Annotated in this window: 11 protein-coding genes and 1 pseudogene; 3 read left to right on the top strand and 9 right to left on the bottom strand. The window is 45.9% G+C overall.

Going from position 1 to position 16,112, the window contains the following annotated elements; genetic code table 11:
• Nucleotides 1-271: 271 nt before the first annotated feature.
• The 8 genes and pseudogenes from JUE95_RS07430 to JUE95_RS07395 all read right to left on the bottom strand — a co-directional run bounded on the left by JUE95_RS07430 (nt 272) and on the right by JUE95_RS07395 (nt 10,292).
• Entirely contained in the window at nt 272-1,117 is an 846-nt protein-coding gene (locus JUE95_RS07430) for a methyltransferase domain-containing protein (protein ID WP_203650348.1), read from the bottom strand.
• Nucleotides 1,118-1,129: 12 nt separating this feature from the next.
• A complete protein-coding gene (locus tag JUE95_RS07425) occupies nt 1,130-2,314 on the bottom strand; it encodes an MFS transporter (protein WP_203650347.1) in 1,185 nt (394 codons plus the stop codon).
• Nucleotides 2,315-2,456: 142 nt separating this feature from the next.
• Nucleotides 2,457-3,380 carry an L-lactate dehydrogenase gene (locus JUE95_RS07420; RefSeq protein WP_203650345.1) on the bottom strand — a complete coding sequence of 308 codons (924 nt, stop codon included), beginning with the start codon at nt 3,378-3,380 and terminating at the stop codon, nt 2,457-2,459.
• A gap of 328 nt (nt 3,381-3,708) precedes the next feature.
• Entirely contained in the window at nt 3,709-4,608 is a 900-nt protein-coding gene (gene htpX, locus JUE95_RS07415) for a zinc metalloprotease HtpX (protein ID WP_203650343.1), read from the bottom strand.
• 16 nt (nt 4,609-4,624) lie between these two features.
• Nucleotides 4,625-5,188, bottom strand: coding sequence for a LemA family protein (locus JUE95_RS07410; protein WP_203650341.1), 564 nt, complete (start codon nt 5,186-5,188; stop codon nt 4,625-4,627).
• Between the two features lie 170 nt (nt 5,189-5,358).
• Nucleotides 5,359-6,626 (bottom strand): annotated as a pseudogene (locus JUE95_RS12830) (metal-dependent hydrolase family protein).
• Nucleotides 6,627-6,815: 189 nt separating this feature from the next.
• Nucleotides 6,816-8,453 (bottom strand): peptide ABC transporter substrate-binding protein, encoded by a 1,638-nt coding sequence (locus JUE95_RS07400; protein WP_203650339.1) that lies wholly within the window; start codon nt 8,451-8,453, stop codon nt 6,816-6,818.
• Between the two features lie 435 nt (nt 8,454-8,888).
• On the bottom strand, nt 8,889-10,292 hold the full coding sequence (locus JUE95_RS07395; RefSeq protein WP_203650337.1) for a DHA2 family efflux MFS transporter permease subunit: 1,404 nt from the start codon (nt 10,290-10,292) through the stop codon (nt 8,889-8,891).
• 169 nt (nt 10,293-10,461) lie between these two features.
• Here JUE95_RS07395 and JUE95_RS07390 point away from each other — a divergent pair, with 169 nt between their 5' ends.
• Nucleotides 10,462-11,562 carry a YdcF family protein gene (locus tag JUE95_RS07390; RefSeq protein ID WP_235995339.1) on the top strand — a complete coding sequence of 367 codons (1,101 nt, stop codon included), beginning with the start codon at nt 10,462-10,464 and terminating at the stop codon, nt 11,560-11,562.
• Between the two features lie 49 nt (nt 11,563-11,611).
• Here the strand turns inward: JUE95_RS07390 and JUE95_RS07385 are convergent, their stop codons facing one another.
• Nucleotides 11,612-13,228: an FAD-dependent oxidoreductase gene (locus tag JUE95_RS07385; protein ID WP_203650336.1), complete on the bottom strand. Its 1,617-nt coding sequence runs from the start codon at nt 13,226-13,228 to the stop codon at nt 11,612-11,614.
• A 234-nt stretch (nt 13,229-13,462) separates the two neighbouring features.
• On the opposite strand from JUE95_RS07385, the gene JUE95_RS07380 reads away from it, so the two are divergent.
• Nucleotides 13,463-14,608 (top strand): MFS transporter, encoded by a 1,146-nt coding sequence (locus tag JUE95_RS07380; RefSeq protein WP_203650335.1) that lies wholly within the window; start codon nt 13,463-13,465, stop codon nt 14,606-14,608.
• Between the two features lie 69 nt (nt 14,609-14,677).
• Nucleotides 14,678-16,036, top strand: coding sequence for a glutamate--cysteine ligase (locus JUE95_RS07375; RefSeq protein WP_203650334.1), 1,359 nt, complete (start codon nt 14,678-14,680; stop codon nt 16,034-16,036).
• The last annotated feature ends 76 nt before the right edge of the window (nt 16,037-16,112 follow it).

Genomic DNA, 16,112 nt, shown 5'->3' with positions numbered 1-16,112 from the left:
CCCCCCAAAGGAATTCAATTGACTCCCGACATCCACCCTTCATGAACGCCGACCTGAAAAGTTAAATGATTAGTTGCACTCCATCAATACATAACGATTAACTTCCCAATCATTGCCTTAAGTATAGCAACTTATTGGCTAAAAAACCAATATCTTGAGACCTTTTTCACGAATTTTTTTATCATTAATACAACAGTTTAAATTGCTTTATTCAAAAAAGGATTCCAAAAAGACAATCTCATTTTCCGTCTTCTTGGAACCCATTCATTTACTAATTTGTTATCACACCAATTTCAAAATCGGCAGTAATGTGCGTTAATCCTCGTTCTAAAATGCTAGCTTTGCGATCGGCTGCCCGCCAGGTTAACGGTGTCATTTCAAACAGTGCTTTAAATAGGGTTGGTGTCAGGTCAAATTCATAATGAACGGGTGTAAAATCAACCTGCCCATAATGAGCTATAAAGTGATCCTTAACCGGTGAGTTATCGTAAGTGGCGTGTTCGCCTTCCGGATAAATCAGTGCCCGCAGTTCCTTTAAATACTGGCTGTTAGGAATCACCTTGACCAGCTTTCCGCCTGGCTGCAGTACCCGGTCAAATTCCTGGTAATTTGCCGGTGACAGAATATTGACGATGGTCGTCAGCTGCTGATCACCAAAGGGTAATTGAGCTAAATCCCCTACCATAAATAAGGGCTGAGGTTCATTGACCACACCAGACCCCGCAATATTAATGGCTGGTTTGGAAATATCCAAGCCAACGTAGGCGTCATTTTGATTCTGTCGGGCCAGCCACTTAGTCGTCGTCCCTTCACCGCAACCGGCGTCCAGTACCAATCCGCCGTGTTTGATTCGGTCAGACACCGCCTTCAGCATCGGTTCAAAGAAACCCGCGGTAAGCATCTGCTGACGGTAGCGCAGCATCTCATCCGTATACTCCGTTTTAACCGGCGCATTAATCATAAATAACGTTCCCTTTTTGGAAATGTCAAAACTATGTTCATTTTCACACTGTACTGTTTGATCGGCCACGGACACAATCTCACCGCCGCATACTGGACATTGAAATTGATTTTGGTGCTGACTCACAAACTGACTCGCTAATTCTGCTTTCTTCAAAATGAACCTCCATTACGCAAGATGATGTGGTTTAATTTTAACAGCAAATGCCAGTAAATACGAAACGGCAAGGAACCCAGCTACCACAACGTACGGATAGTGGGTGTTCATGTCCAATAGAGCGCCAGACATCAGCGGACCGATCACGTTCCCAACGCTAGTCAAAGACATATTCAATCCGTTGATCAAGCCTTGGTTTTTCGCGCTTAACTTTGTCAGCAGCGTTGTAATGGCTGGCCGTAAGAGGTCAAATGCCGTGAAGACGATCAGTGTTGCAATAATAACTTCAATCTTGCTGTGAGCAAAGATGATCCATAACGTGCCAATAAGTGCGAAGAAGAAACAGATTCTGATCAGTCGCGTTTCTTTAAACCGCACGACCAGCCGATCAAAGAGCATTACTTGGAAAAATAGCGAAATTAACCCGTTTAAAGTCAGAACCAACGCAATGTTAGCAATGCTGAAATGGAAGACCTGGTTAACAAAGAGACTGTAGATACTTTCAAATCCCTGCAGGCCGAATGACGATACTAGAATGAGGATGAACAGCAAAATAACCGGCTTAATCAGTAGATCGTGCCAGTCACCGTTCATGATGTTACTGGCTTTCTGACTCGTAATTTGATCCGGTTTTTCAATTTCAGAATCATTTGGCAGTAAGACCAGTAACGCGATCGTACTGATAGCGCCCAAACCGCCGGCAAACCAAAACGGCGCCTTGTAGCTGATTCCAGCCAAGATACCGCCGATCCCGGGACCCAGTATTAAGCCGCCACTGAAGGCAGCCGATAACCAGCCGATGACCTTAGCACGTTGCCGCTTCGTTGTGATATCAGCAGCTAACGCCATCCCGGTAGGCGTTACCATCGCTGCCGAAATACCACCGATCACCCGGGCAAAATCAAACATGCCCAACAGATTGGTCAGCGCAAACAGAATTTCTGACACAGCGTAGAGGGCTAACCCAATCGCGATGATTGGTTTCCGGCCCACCCGATCAGAGATGCGGCCGATAATTGGTGAGGTAATAAATTGCGCAAAGGAAAACAGCGCCGTCATTACCCCCATGTCAAAGGCAGATAAGTGAAGCTGGTTCCGCAAAAAGGGCATTACTGGAATAACCAGCCCGATCCCCAAGCAGACCAAAAATTCACTTAAAATTAAAATCATAATGGCGCGTTTCACTTTTGCTGACATTTTTTATCCCCCCACGTCGTTTTAGTCACAAGTATTGTAGTATATCAGGTTTTTCACCATATCTCTACTGATATTATCTATTAACGAAAAGCAGCGGTCAATCCATTGCTGGATCGACCGCTGCTCGTATACGTGACTGACATTACTTCGTACTTTCCGCAAACTTAGTCTTAATATAGTCTGCTGAAATTTGCAGCTTTTTTAGTTCCTCATCAGTTAAATCCAACTGTAGCTGTTCCTGTACGCCATCGCGACCGACAATAGCCGGATATGATAGATAGGTGCCGTACTCTTCACGGTAATTAGAAACCGGCATTTCAGTCTCAGCACCGCTTAGAATCGTGTTGGCTAGGTGAACCGCTGCCGTGGAAACGCCGTAGTTGGTGTACTTTTTCGCATGGAATACCGTGTAACCACCGATCCGTGCTTGATGATCCAATTCATCCAGATCAAGGTTTCGTTCCTTGGCAATTTCCGTAATTGGCTTTCCCAGTACCCGAACCGTTGACCACGCTGTAAATTGAGAGTTACCGTGTTCGCCCAAATTATAACCAACAACTGAACGAGGATCGATGTTCAGCTCCTTGGCAACAGCTCGCTTCATCCGTGCTGAGTCTAATAACGTCCCAGTTCCGACAACGTGGTTTTTAGGTAATCCTGTCGCCTGTTGATAGATTGAAGTAATCACGTCAACCGGGTTTGTAATAACCACCATCTTGCCGTGGAACCCAGACGCTTTGATCTGCGCACCTACTTTTTTAGCTGCTTCACTGGTGAATGGCAGTTCGGCAAACCGGTCGTCATTTGGATTATCCTGTAGTTTAATGTTTCCAACCGCTGAAATAATCACATCGGCATCCTCTAATGCGGAATAATCATTGACCGTAATATTAGTATGTACTGGTAAATTCGGCATTGCGTCTTCAAAGTCTAGCGCATCGGCTTTTACCTTATCTTCACGAAGATCGATTAAAACTAAGTCATCAGCGAAACCATTCGCCACAATATAGTGAGCAGCAGCTGCGCCAACATTACCCATTCCAATTACCCCAATTTTTCTTGTCATGTTAAGCACCTCTATTTTCTAATTATTTGTTAATTGGATTGTTATTATCTTACCATTTTATTAGAGTGGTGGCGAATGGAAATTGAAATGTTGTCTGTTTTATAGGGGCTTAATGTTTGAAAAGAGCTGATTACTTTTATCTAGCCTAAACGCGCAAAAAGGCTTAGGTTCCGGCCATATAATAATTCATTTTTTCTCTTATCTAGCCTTAACGTGCAAAAAGGCTCTGATTCCGGCCATATAAGCAAAATAAGGTAGGGTCTCCCAAAACCAGGAAACCCTACCTTATTTTACTTATATTCTGGAATCAACCCGAGCCTTTGTGCACTCACATCTTTTCCAACCTCTCAATCCTCTCCTCCATAGGCGGATGAGTATCAAATAGGTGAGTCAATGATTTTTTCTTTTTCATCGGGTCCGAAATATACAGTGCTGCACTACTTGGATCCGCTTCTTTCATTGGTTCTGAGGTTGAAATTTTCCTTAGTGCGGAAATTAAGCCTTGCGGATTTCGCGTTAATTCTACACTGCCCGCATCCGCCAAGTATTCTCGGTTCCTTGACAATGCCATTTGCGCCATCGTAGCCGCTATCGGGCCCAAGATAACTAGGACAATCGACAAAACCAGCATAACGATTTGCAGCACGTTGCTGCTATCATTATCACTACCTCGCCGCCGACCGCCGCCCCACCAGAAATAGTGTCCCGCTAAGTTCACCATTCCGGTAATCGCAGCGGCTAACGCCAACGCAATTGTCTGCAGACGGATATCGTAGTTGCGCACGTGGGTCATTTCATGTCCCATGACGCCCTCCAATTCCTCACGGTTCAGCCGGTCCATAATCCCAGATGTTGCAGCCACCGCAGCGTTCTTCGGGTTATTTCCCGTTGCAAACGCGTTGGGACTAGGGTCATCAATGATGAATACCCGCGGCATTGGTACGCGCGCCACCAGTGCCATATCCTCAACAATATGCCATAGCTCCGGTGCCTGTTCTTCCTTAGTAATCTCGTGGCCGTGGTTCATGGACATCACAATATTGGTGGAGTTCCCAATCATGATTGCCGCATACACACCCGCAAATACGAGTGCTAACACCAACCCCGCGATATAGCTATCGAAAAAAACGTAGCCAATAGCTGCTCCAATGGCCAGCACTAAGATGACGAACCCAATCAGAACGTAAACCGTGCGCCGTTTATTCCGCGCAATTTGTTCGTATAACATCCGATGTCATCCCCGCTTATTTATCAAAAGAGACTTTTGGTACAGATTTTTCTTCTTCAGGAACCTGTAAGTATTCGCTGATCTTGAAGTGGTGAATTGAAGCCACAATGTTGCTTGGGAAAGACTGAATCTTCAAATTAAAGCTAGCCACGCTTGAGTTATACAGCTGACGTGAATAAGCAATTTTATTTTCAGTGTTCGTCAGTTCTTCCATTAACTTGTTATATTCTTGGTTGGCTTTCAAATCAGGATAAGCTTCAGCTACCGCGAAAATACTCTTCAATGAATTACTCAACTGATCTGATACTGCCATCGTTTTTTGATGGTCTTCCCCTGAGCTGTTTACTAATTGATTTCGTAAACCAACCACTTTTTCCAAGGTACTTTGTTCATAATGACTGTACCCCTTCACCGTTTCAATCAGGTTAGGAATCAAATCATTACGACGCTTTAATTGAACGTCAATCTGACTCCATGATTCCTGTACGTAAGTCCGGCCCTTGATCAAACCATTATACGCGCTGATATAGATAATGATTAAGATAACGACAACCACTGCCGCAATAATCCCTGCAATCATGTTTATTCCTCCATTTCAATACTACCTATGAGTTGTCTCTATTTTACCAGTTCCTGGTGCAATCACCTAATCTCGAATGGATATCTCAACAGTTTCTTAACGTTGCTGTAATTTTCATTTCCAAAAGAAAAACCACCGCGCGTGGCGATGGTTTTCTGGAGTTTAATGATCTATCGGCCAACAGCTTCCATTTCACTTGGTGCTTGTTGTCCTGCTTCCACTTGTGCTACCGCACGATGAACGTTTACACCGTTTTGATAAACGTCTTTTTCGTGCTGAATCACTGAAATATCCTCGATTGGGTTCTCCGTCATGGCAATAAAATCAGCGTATTTGCCAGTTGCAATTTCGCCGTATTCATCATCAACGTGCATTGCTCTTGCACAGTTGATTGTTGCCGTGTCAATGGCTTGTGCCGGCGTCATATCCGCTTTATCAACGTAAAGCTGGATCTCGTAGGCACTCTCCGTCTGGAAACCGTTATATGGCGTCCCGGCATCTGTGCCCATGGCGATTGGAATTCCAGCTGCCGCCGCCTTAGTGATACTTGCGAAATGCTTCTCGATGTTCACAATCACCTTACGACGAGCCCATTCCGGTACCGTTTTTCGCCGTACTCGTAGATAGCGTACATGGCGTTCATCGTTGGAACAACAGCCGTACCGTGTTCTTTAAAAATCTTGATGGTTTCCTCATCAATGTTAAACGCGTGTTCAACGGTATCAACGCCAGCGCGGGCTGCTTCTTTAACGCCTTCAGCACCCTGAACGTGAGCCGCAACTGTCTTTCCTTTATGATGGGCTTCAACCACTGCCGCGCGCACTTCGTCTTCATTAAACTGAATGTCATCCGGCGTTTCACCATTCTTTAGCACGCCACCAGTGACCATGAGCTTGATGTTGTCGACACCCTTCTTCATCGCGGTGCGGACACCTTTGATCATTTCATCCACGCCATCGACTTCGTGACCGCTGCCTGAACCGTGGCCACCCGTCATGGTAAACGCACGCCCGGAAGTCATCACCTTAGGCCCCTTGATCATCCCTTTTTCCTGCATTTTCTTAATTTCGATATCGATATCATACGCCGCACCAACGTTACGAATATATGTAATCCCGTTGTTGATGGCGTCCTTCATATTCTGAATGGCGTACATGGTGTTAAACTCGCGGGAATCTGAATGCCGGTCCTCTTCGCCACCGTGCCACCAGTAGGTTGGAATGCTGGTGATATGGGTATGCGCGTTCATGATCCCTGGCATGATGTACTTGCCCTTCATGTCTACTGTTTCATCGACTTGGACGGCACTGCTAACTGAGCCCTCACCAGTTTCAACGATCTTACCAGTTTCCGTATCGACTACGACATAGTGATTAGCTTCAAAGTCCTGTGCGTCATGGTTGTAAATTGCTGCGTTGGTATAGTTGATTTTTGTCATAATAATTTCTCCTCTTTATATGTAAGTTTTTTAACTGTAACGGACCATCATCTTGAGTTGAGACTAACGCGTATGACATATCAACCACCACCTTTCCTGTTGTCTAACAGCTTCCACTAAGCCGCTTGCCTCAGATACTCAAGCTGTTGAGTACCTCAGAGAAGCGGCTTAGAGCCAGCTTCTATGTATTTATTTCCAATAAGCGTACTGCAACTGTCCTGAAGCACCTGACAATGTATCCCATTTCAGCCCGCCGAGGTCTTTATTGACCAAATGTGCTTGAGCAGTTTGGAACGTTGGTGCCACCGCTGCGATTGACATCAATCGTTTATCTGCTTGTTTTTCAAATTCATAACGCTGAGCAGCCGTGTAATGCGTCGTGTCATTTACTTTCGCCATCAATGCATCATATTGAGGATCCTTAGTTTTTGAGAAATTAATTGAGTTTTGGCTCTGCATCCCATCCAAGAAGTTTTGAGCATCTGGATAATCGGGACCCCAGCCAACCGTGGTAATGTCAAAGTCGGTGGTAAAGTCGCGGGAAACGTGAGTGCCATGCGGGACGGAAATGATATTGATCGTGACACCCTTCAAATTCTTCTCCACGGCACCTTGAACGTATTCAGCTACCTTCTTTTCGGTATCGGTATCATCAACCAAGAAATCGATGCTGACCTTGTCCTTCCCAATTTCCTTCTGTGCTTTAGACCAGTAATCCTTTGCTTTATTCACATCCGTTGGTGCCTGATCACCCACTTCATCAATGAAGTCTTTCCCGTTAGTCGGGTTCTTGGCGTAATCCTTTGGCACGATGTTAGTGGCAGCTGTGGAACCATCCTGCAGCACGTTATTGGCCAGGGCTTTACGGTCGATCACCATGCTGATTGCTTTGCGGAAGTTCTCGTTCGCCGTTGCTGGCCGCTTAGAGTTGAAGTAAATGTAGTTGTTCCGGCCGTTCTTAGTGACAACTTCTTCTTTATTGTTGGCATTGGCCTTTACGTATTGACCATTAATGCTGGTGAGTTGAACCGTTCCGGCATTGAATAGATTTTGCGCGGTGTTATCATCCTTAGCTACCTGAACGTCGATATTAGCAATCTTAACGTCCTTAGCATCCCAGTAGTGTGGGTTCTTAACGTAGTGCCAGGAATCGTTGGAACCCGTCCAGTCCTTGATCTCGTAAGCACCGTTAGCAACCGTTGTCTCGGCACTGGAACCATACTTGCTGCCGAACTTCTTAACGGCATCCGTGTTCAATGGCCGATAATTCACAAATTCATAATTCATATAAGGTACCGGCCGTGAAAGCTTGATGCTGAAGTTCCGGCTGTTTTCAGCGTGAATTCCAAGCTGGCTCTTATTCATCTTGCCGCTATTAACAGCGGTAAAGTTTTGAATGTACTGCGTATCCGTTGTGGCCTGCGATTTAGTAGCAGGATCGGCATTTCGCTGCATCGAGGTGACGAAGTCTTGTGAAGTGACCGGATCACCGTTTTGCCACTTGGCATCTTTCTTGATTGTGAAAGTGTACTTGGTCCCATTTTCAGTTGGCTTAACGATTTTCTCAACGACGCCCGGCACAATCTTGTTATCCGCGTTACGTCTGTAAATTCCTTCACTGATTTGGCTGATGACCGCCGCGCCATTTGTTTCAATGGACTTGTTGGGGTCAATCGTCATGGGTTCTCCAGGAATAGTTACTTTCAGTGTTTTGCTGGCATTGCCGCCTGCTCCACCGACAACGGTCGACGCGCAGCCACCTAATAAGGCGCTCATCATCCCCATTGCGATACTTACGATGACGATCATTCCTTTATGTGTGCTCATTAGCTATTCCTCCATTTCTATGTGTTTAATATCGATGAGTTGATGTTCCCGCGCTTCTGGCCAAAAAAAAGCGTCCTTTCAGAAAGATTGAACTTTCTAAAAGGACGCTTAAGCGCGGTACTACCTTTTTTGTTGTGCTAAAAACACAACCACTCACGTACGGCCGGTCGACTCGGCATAACGTTGGCGCTATAGTGGGCGCACCCGATCACTCGGATTTAACTTTTGAGAAACAAGACGTTACGCCATCACAGTCCCTGACGCTCTCTGAAAACCTCTTGTTCCCGACTCCTTAAATCTTCTCAGTGATTTCTCATCGATATTTAATGATGCTTACTATAACGAATTCGACCAGGGGTGTCAACCGTTTTGTGTAAAAAAGTTTTGCGTGCAATTTACTTTGATTTTATTTATCCTATATAATTCTCGAATAAATTACGCCTTAATTCCTTTTGCCTGTTTCTGGAAATTAATCAGAATCAGCACGAATGCAGTGATTGCCAGAACCGCTAGCAGGATAAAATCATGATCACCACCGCGGGCAGATAATATCGCTTGTGACAAATGCAAATCACTGTGCTGACTGCTAGTCAGGATGGCCGCCATGATAGCAGTCCCGATTGAACCGGCATATTGCTGACTGGTATTGAACGCAGCGTTAGCATCCTGCTGCAGCTTGTCATCCACTTGCTTGATACCGTTGGTCATGACGTTTCCAAAACTAAAACCAAAGCCAAGACCGAAAATCAGGTAGAAGAAGACAATCAGTGGAATCGTCAAATGAAGACCAAAAACAGCAAATAAAATCATTGAAATAACAATCAGCGTAATCCCAATGCGAATTGGGTAACCCGCACCGTGTGAATCTAGCAGCCGGCCACTCATTGGCTGCACAATCCCGGAAACTAAGCTGCCTAACAGAATCGCTGAACCGGCAACTAACGAATTAGCACCGAAAACCAGTTGGCTGTAATTAGGCAGTAAATATGAGATTCCGATATTCATTAACTGAATCAAGAAGTAGGCCATAATACTCAAAACAAAGGTCGGTGATTTAAAAATAGATAGGTCCAGCAAGTCACGTTCTGAGTGAAACGAGTGGTAAACAAACAGACCAATCACGACGAGACCAGCAAGCAAGAAGCCCCAGAACTGAATACTGAGCCAGCCAAAATTACCGGCTTCAGTAAAGCCTTCGGCAATCAGGAAGAAGGATACTCCTAATAGGATGAGGCCAAGGAAGTCAAAAGTGTCCCGGCGAGTCTTTATCTTCTGTGAAATTGTGAAAGTACCTAGTAAAACGGCGATTACAACCACCGGTAAGATGAACCAGAAAATTTCCCGCCAGCTGAACAGGAAAGTGTTCATCCCGCCATAAGTTGGGCCAATGGATGGCGCCACGCCAACCACCATACCGCCGATTCCCATGAATAAGCCTAATCGAGCAACGGGAATCTGCTGTAAAATAATCGCAAATAATAGCGGAATTGCATAGCCGGTGGCAACGGCTTGAATCAGACGGCCAATCAGCAGCACAACAAAGTTTGGCGCAAGGCCGCAAACAAAGCTGCCCAGGATAAATGACACCCCTGAAAAAATAAAGATACTGCGAATTTTATACCGGCGCTGAATGTACGCCGAAGTTGCCATGGTCAGTGAAACCAGCAGTAAATAGCCGGTGGATAGCCATTGAACCACGCTCATGGACAGGTTAAACTGTTTCATCAGCGTTGGAAAAGTAACGTTCATCGATGTTTCAACTAAAACACCGCAAAATGCCAGAAGGCCAGCGCCGATGATGGCCAGCATGGTCTTTCTTGGAATGGCTTGATTTTGCAAAGTAAGGATCCTCTCTTTATGCCAAAATAAGTTCATAATACCTGAATATGATTATCCAGCTTATCTAGTATAGCTGTCCCATGGTTAAAATGCCAAGTCAGCAAGCAATTAACGGAGCATTCAGGTATTTTAGAGTATAATTAATTCAACGATTAAGGGGGAGTTATTATTGCAAGGAGATTATTTATTTACTTGGCTGGTCACCATGGCATTCTTTGTCATTTTCAGCATCAGTTATACATACAACCGAACCTGGTTGCGAAACGGGATTTGGTTCAATTTATTTTTTTACAGTTTTTGGCTGTCACTGGCGATTACTATCCTGAAAACGGACAACAACGCTATTATTTACCCGGTTGGGCTCTTATTTATTTTCGTCCTGTTTTGTATTGGCTTGGCATTTGCCCTTCAATCCATTTTGCTGCTGTGGAACGCAGCCATTGTCTGGCGACGGGAGAGCCATTCGCTATCAAATTCATTAACTCTCTATCTGGGCGTCGGAATTCTTTTACTGCCGTTCATTATTAAGCTTATCCGGGCCCATCTGCCGGCATTTTGGGCTGAACTGTTTACCACTTTTCCCGTACTTTGCATTCTGTACGCCGTGTTCTGGTTCTACAATTACATCACCGTTCTAGTACTCTATCAAATCTACTGGCCCCGCCACAACAAGGATTTCATCATCGTCTTAGGTGCCGGCTTGATGAACGGCGACCAAGTGACACCGCTGTTAGCACAACGAATCAATAAAGGGATTCAGTTCTACCAGCGTCAGTTACGAAAAACGGGTCACGCGCCTAAAATGATTTTTTCCGGCGGTCAGGGCGGTGATGAGACCATCCCTGAGGGCGAAGCCATGCGCCAATACGCAGTTGCCCATGGCGTTGGTGCCAATGACGCCATTGCCGAAGCGGCTTCCAAAACGACCTATCAAAACATGCAGTTTTCCAAGAAAATAATCGACGAATCACCCGTCAAAAAACCGAAAACAATCTTTGTCACCAACAACTATCACACCTTTCGAGCGGCAATTTTAGCGCAATCAGCAGGCTTGAAAGCCACTGGAATTGGTTCGAAAACGGCTGGCTTCTTCCTGCCAAACGCCGTGATGCGTGAATATATCGCCATTGTGATGCGGCAACGAAAACTCCACTTAATCATGGTGGCCCTCATGTTTCTCTTCTCGCTGTTCTTAGTCGTGTTAAACCTGCACTCCGACTGGATTGCCAATTGGATTCAGATGATTCGTCAATTCTTGGATAACTTATAAAAATAAAAGCGGGCATCAAGCTGAATTTTTAAGCTTGATGCCCGTTTTTCTAATCATCGGTAACGATTTTCACATCATACCCGTTACCAGCTAAAATTCTGCTAGCGTTATACGGTCCAAGACCCTTTCGATAAAGAATGTAAACCGTATGACCAATCGGAATTTCCTTTAAGCGGTCACGCAATTCAGTCAGCGGAATTGCCAAATCAGAATCAATCTTCCCGCTGACTGGCTTACCTTCTTCGTGAATATCAAGAAAGGTACCATCCCATCGTTCGGGCTCGGTTAAATCGCTATAACGAACTATTTGATTGGCTTGCTGACGCTGGTTAATACCAACGTAGCCGGCAAGGTTCAGCGGATCCCGCGGTGCTGAAAACGGCGGTGAGTATGGTAATTCAATGCTCGGCAAATCATCGATCGTCAGTCCACCGGCAATGGCCGCCGACAGCTCACCAGCACGTTTATCCACCCCGTTTTCACCAACGAATTGTCCGCCTAATACCTTGCCAGTATCCGATTCGTACAGTAGCTTGATATTCAGCCGTTTAGCGTTGGGATAGAAATAAGCGTGATCAAACGGCGTGATGAACAGACTATCGTAATTGGTAACACCGGCGGCCTGCAGCATCTGTTCAGAATAACCCACCATGCTGACCGTAAGATTAAATACTTTAACAACACTGACACCTATAAATCCAGGGTAATAAAGTGGTTCACCGTTTAAAATATCCGCTAATAAATGGCCCTGACGGTTAGCGGCACTGGACAGCATGCTGGGAATCGGCAGCCCAGTTATTCGACTGGTAGTTTCGATAACATCGCCAATGGCGTAAACGTCTGCTGCTGAAGTTGCCAGCTGACCATCTACAACAATGTGACCATCCGCGGATAATTTAATCCCGGCGTTTCCAGCCAGTTCGCTATTGGGCAGCACGCCAGTCACAACCACTAACATATCCGTCGTAAGCACGCTGCCATCAGATAAATGAAGCAGGTGGCCGTTATCTTCAACTGACGTAACCGTCTCACTCAGCTTGACATCAACACCATTTTTCATCAGTTCATCACGTAAAAAGCCTGCCATTTCAATGTCATAGGGTAACATCACCTGGTTCGCCTGATCTAACAGGGTCACCGATAAACCTAACCGCCGGAAGTTCTCGGACAGCTCAACTCCCGCTGCCCCGGCACCTAAAATAGCGACCCGTTTAGGCGATTCCAACCGGAGATAGTTTTTGACTCGATCAGCGTCCGCTAAACTGCGCAGCGTAAACACGTTGGTCGCAGACTCGATATTCTTGATTGGTGGCAGAACCGGTCGAGCACCGGTTGCCAGCACCAGCTTGTCATAGGATTCTTCGTACTGTTCGCCACCATCCAAGTTCTTCACGCTGACGACGTGCCGTTTTGGATCGATGGCGGTTACTTCGCTATGCACCCGGACATCAATATTATTCTTCTGTTTCAAAATTGCTGGTGTCCGTTCAATCAGCGAGTCGCGATCGGTAATGACACCGCCCAGGTAGTACGGTAACGCACAGCTGGCAACGGAGATGTGCTCGCCACGTTCCAGAATAATAATCTCGTTTTGTTCGTTTAACCGCCGGAACCGCGTGGCAAATGACGGTCCCCCTGCGATCCCGCCAATAACGATGACTTTCATAGGAATGCCTCCATTCTAAATAAGCGCTTTCATTGAATTCAGCATACCGATTAAGCCATTGATACGCAAGCGATTAGCCCGCCTGATAACTTGACAATAATCCCATCTTTCGGTACTTTGGAATTACTAAATCGGAGCGTCAATCAGACGAGACAAGATGTAAATCGGACGGCATCAGCCAGACAAGATTAGCGATAATTTTGGCTGGCTTTTTGCTTGGAAAGGATGTTACTCATGGCATCATCACGCAGTTTTTGGACGAAAAATTTTATCCTGTTATTCGGCGGTAACGCGCTGCTGTTCATGGTTTATAACATGCAGGTCCCCGTCTTACCGCTATACGGGAAATCACTGGGAATGAGTGCCTCCCAAATCGGCCTCTTTGTGGGAACGATTATGTTTGCGGCAATGGTGGTCCGGCTGTTTTCTGGTCGTTTGCTGCAGTACTTCAAAAAGAAGACGCTGCTGCTTGCAGCCGTTTCGCTTTATCTTATCGCTTCTGTTTGTTATCCGCTGTTCACCCCGTTTTTCATCCTCATCATGTTCCGCCTGCTTAACGGGATCGGTCACGGTCTGGGAACCACTTATTTTGCAACTGCCGCAGCTGACGAATTACCTTTCAACCGGTTAGGCGAAGGGATGGGCTATTTTGGTGTCAGCAGTATGCTGACCGCGTCATTAGCACCGCTAATTGCGTTGCCCATTGCCCAGAAGATATCATTTAACGCCTTCTTTGTGACTTGTATCATCATCTTATTCATTGCACTCAGCCTGCTTATCTTTATCACGCCCCAGTCCCAACCGGTAGTCACCAAGGAATTGCCAAAGATTGCGGGACTATGGCGAAAGTTCTTACCGCAGTCACTACTGATTTTCTGTCTTGGCCTAGTCATGAGCGGTGTGCTCTCGTACATTGCCCTCTTTACGGAAATCCGCCAAGTACACGGTACGGCCTGGTTCTTCTTTACCTCCGCCATTGTAGGGGTGGCGTTGCGTCCAGTGGTAGGTAACCTCTTTGATCAACGTGGGCCGTTCTTTGTTTTGCTGCCTAGCGTGATCTGCCTCATCTGCAGTTTGGCGCTGATGTGTACGCTGCATACTCAGTGGCAATTAATCCTGGCCGGCCTTTTCTTTGGCGCGGCAGACGGTGCGATTTTCCCCACCGTTCAATCATGGGTCCTGAAGAAAGCAGGTAATACTCAACGGGAATCTGCCACTGGCTTATTTTTAAACTGCTATGATTTTGGTATGGGAATCGGTGCCTACCTACTGGGAAAAGTCATTGACCTTACCAGTTATGCCGCCATGTTCCAGGTTCTTTTAGGATTAACAGTCCTTTATTTGTGTTTAACACTGTACTATGCCCGCCAAAAAGTGTAAACTGATCACTAATATTTTCTCATAGAACATTAATAATCTAATCAGATACACATAGAGGAGTGACTCGACATGTTCAGCGATATCGGTCAACTAATTTTTGATAATGAAGCAGTTGCGAAGACGCAGGATTTTACCATGGGACTAGAAATCGAGATGCAGCGGGTGGATGAAACTGGCGAACTCAGCCAGGAGCCATACCCTGCCGGTGCTGGAGACGAACGGACGAACCCGTGGATCACCAACGATTTTTTGGAAACCATGTCGGAGGTAGTCACACCACCAGCCAGTCACGCACTGGATGCCATGCACTACTTATTTAGTTTGAATAACGCATTACGGACTGCACTTTCACCAGGGGAGCTTCTCTGGCCGCTGTCTATGCCGCCGCGACTGCCAAAGGACAAATCAACTATTCCACTGGCTAAAATGGGACCGGATAAAGAAGCCTATTTGAAGGAATGGGTTAAACGGCACGGCTTTTCAGCCGGAACACCCTGTGGCGCGCACATTAACTTAAGTATCGACAATCATGTGTTTGAACTGGTTTATGAACACCAACAGGACCGTTTTAAATCGCGTGTCGAATTAGAAAACTACCTTTACACCGTCATTGCGCAAGGCTTTAATCGCTACCGCTGGCTGATCACTTATCTTTTCGGTGCCAGTCCGATTGCCGAAGCAGGTTACTTTGATAAAAACGAAGGCCCTAACCACCCTGTCAGAAGTATCCGCCAAAGTTCATACGGCTTCGGAACTAAATTTCGTGGTGATTACACTAACGTCCAACGTTATGTTGACCGGATTGAAAAGGGCGCAAAAGACGGCACATTGATTTCTGATTATGAGTTCCACGGTGCCGTTCGGCTGAAGGGGAATTCTAATCTGAAAGATCTCCCTAAAACTGGCGTGAAGTATCTTGAACTACGCATGCTGGATCTCGATCCAAGCAGCTCTGTTGGAGTCAGAACAGGTACCCTACGCTTCTTACGACTGATGGCCAGTTACTTCATCATGACGCCGGCCCTACACCCGGAAGAAGTCGAAAAAGTCATTAAACGCGCTGACGAAATGAACGAGATTGTATCCGTAGAAGAACCAACTTCAGTGACCCAATTTCAGGCTAAAGCCAAGGCTTTGATGCGTCGATTGGAAATGTATGCCAACCAGATTCAACTTGGTCCTGAATACCAAGAAGAACTGGAAGATTTGGAAGACCGCATCGAGAATCCATATACTACGCCAAGCGCGCGACTGATGACTCACGTTAAAAACGACTCCTTGGAAGATTACGCATTAACACGTGCTAAGCGGTACCAAAACTCTGCGTTGGAAACCATCCGGCCATTCAAAGGCTTCGATCAAAAGCGCAAACTCTCCGCTGAAGATTTGAAGACTGAACTGTTCAAGGGCAGTTGGGAACCGCAATAGATTATTAAATCAAAAAGGGGCGCTCACTTTACCAGTTTTACCTGATAAGTGAGCGCCCCTTTATCTCATCAGCAGT

Source organism: Secundilactobacillus yichangensis (assembly GCF_016861565.1).
GTDB classification, from domain to species: Bacteria; Bacillota; Bacilli; order Lactobacillales; family Lactobacillaceae; genus Secundilactobacillus; species Secundilactobacillus yichangensis.
The sequence above is the reverse complement of the archived record's forward strand: the minus strand, read 5'-3'. Positions and strand labels throughout refer to the sequence as shown.

Bases quoted from the DNA above. Each gene is read 5' to 3' on its own strand.
- JUE95_RS07425 (WP_203650347.1), bottom strand. From the start codon at position 2,314: ATGTCAGCAAAAGTGAAACGCGCCATTATGATTTTAATTTTAAGTGAA.
- JUE95_RS07420 (WP_203650345.1), bottom strand. From the start codon at position 3,380: ATGACAAGAAAAATTGGGGTAATTGGAATGGGTAATGTTGGCGCAGCT.
- htpX (WP_203650343.1), bottom strand. From the start codon at position 4,608: ATGTTATACGAACAAATTGCGCGGAATAAACGGCGCACGGTTTACGTT.
- JUE95_RS07410 (WP_203650341.1), bottom strand. From the start codon at position 5,188: ATGATTGCAGGGATTATTGCGGCAGTGGTTGTCGTTATCTTAATCATT.
- JUE95_RS07400 (WP_203650339.1), bottom strand. From the start codon at position 8,453: ATGAGCACACATAAAGGAATGATCGTCATCGTAAGTATCGCAATGGGG.
- JUE95_RS07385 (WP_203650336.1), bottom strand. From the start codon at position 13,228: ATGAAAGTCATCGTTATTGGCGGGATCGCAGGGGGACCGTCATTTGCC.
- JUE95_RS07380 (WP_203650335.1), top strand. From the start codon at position 13,463: ATGGCATCATCACGCAGTTTTTGGACGAAAAATTTTATCCTGTTATTC.
- JUE95_RS07375 (WP_203650334.1), top strand. From the start codon at position 14,678: ATGTTCAGCGATATCGGTCAACTAATTTTTGATAATGAAGCAGTTGCG.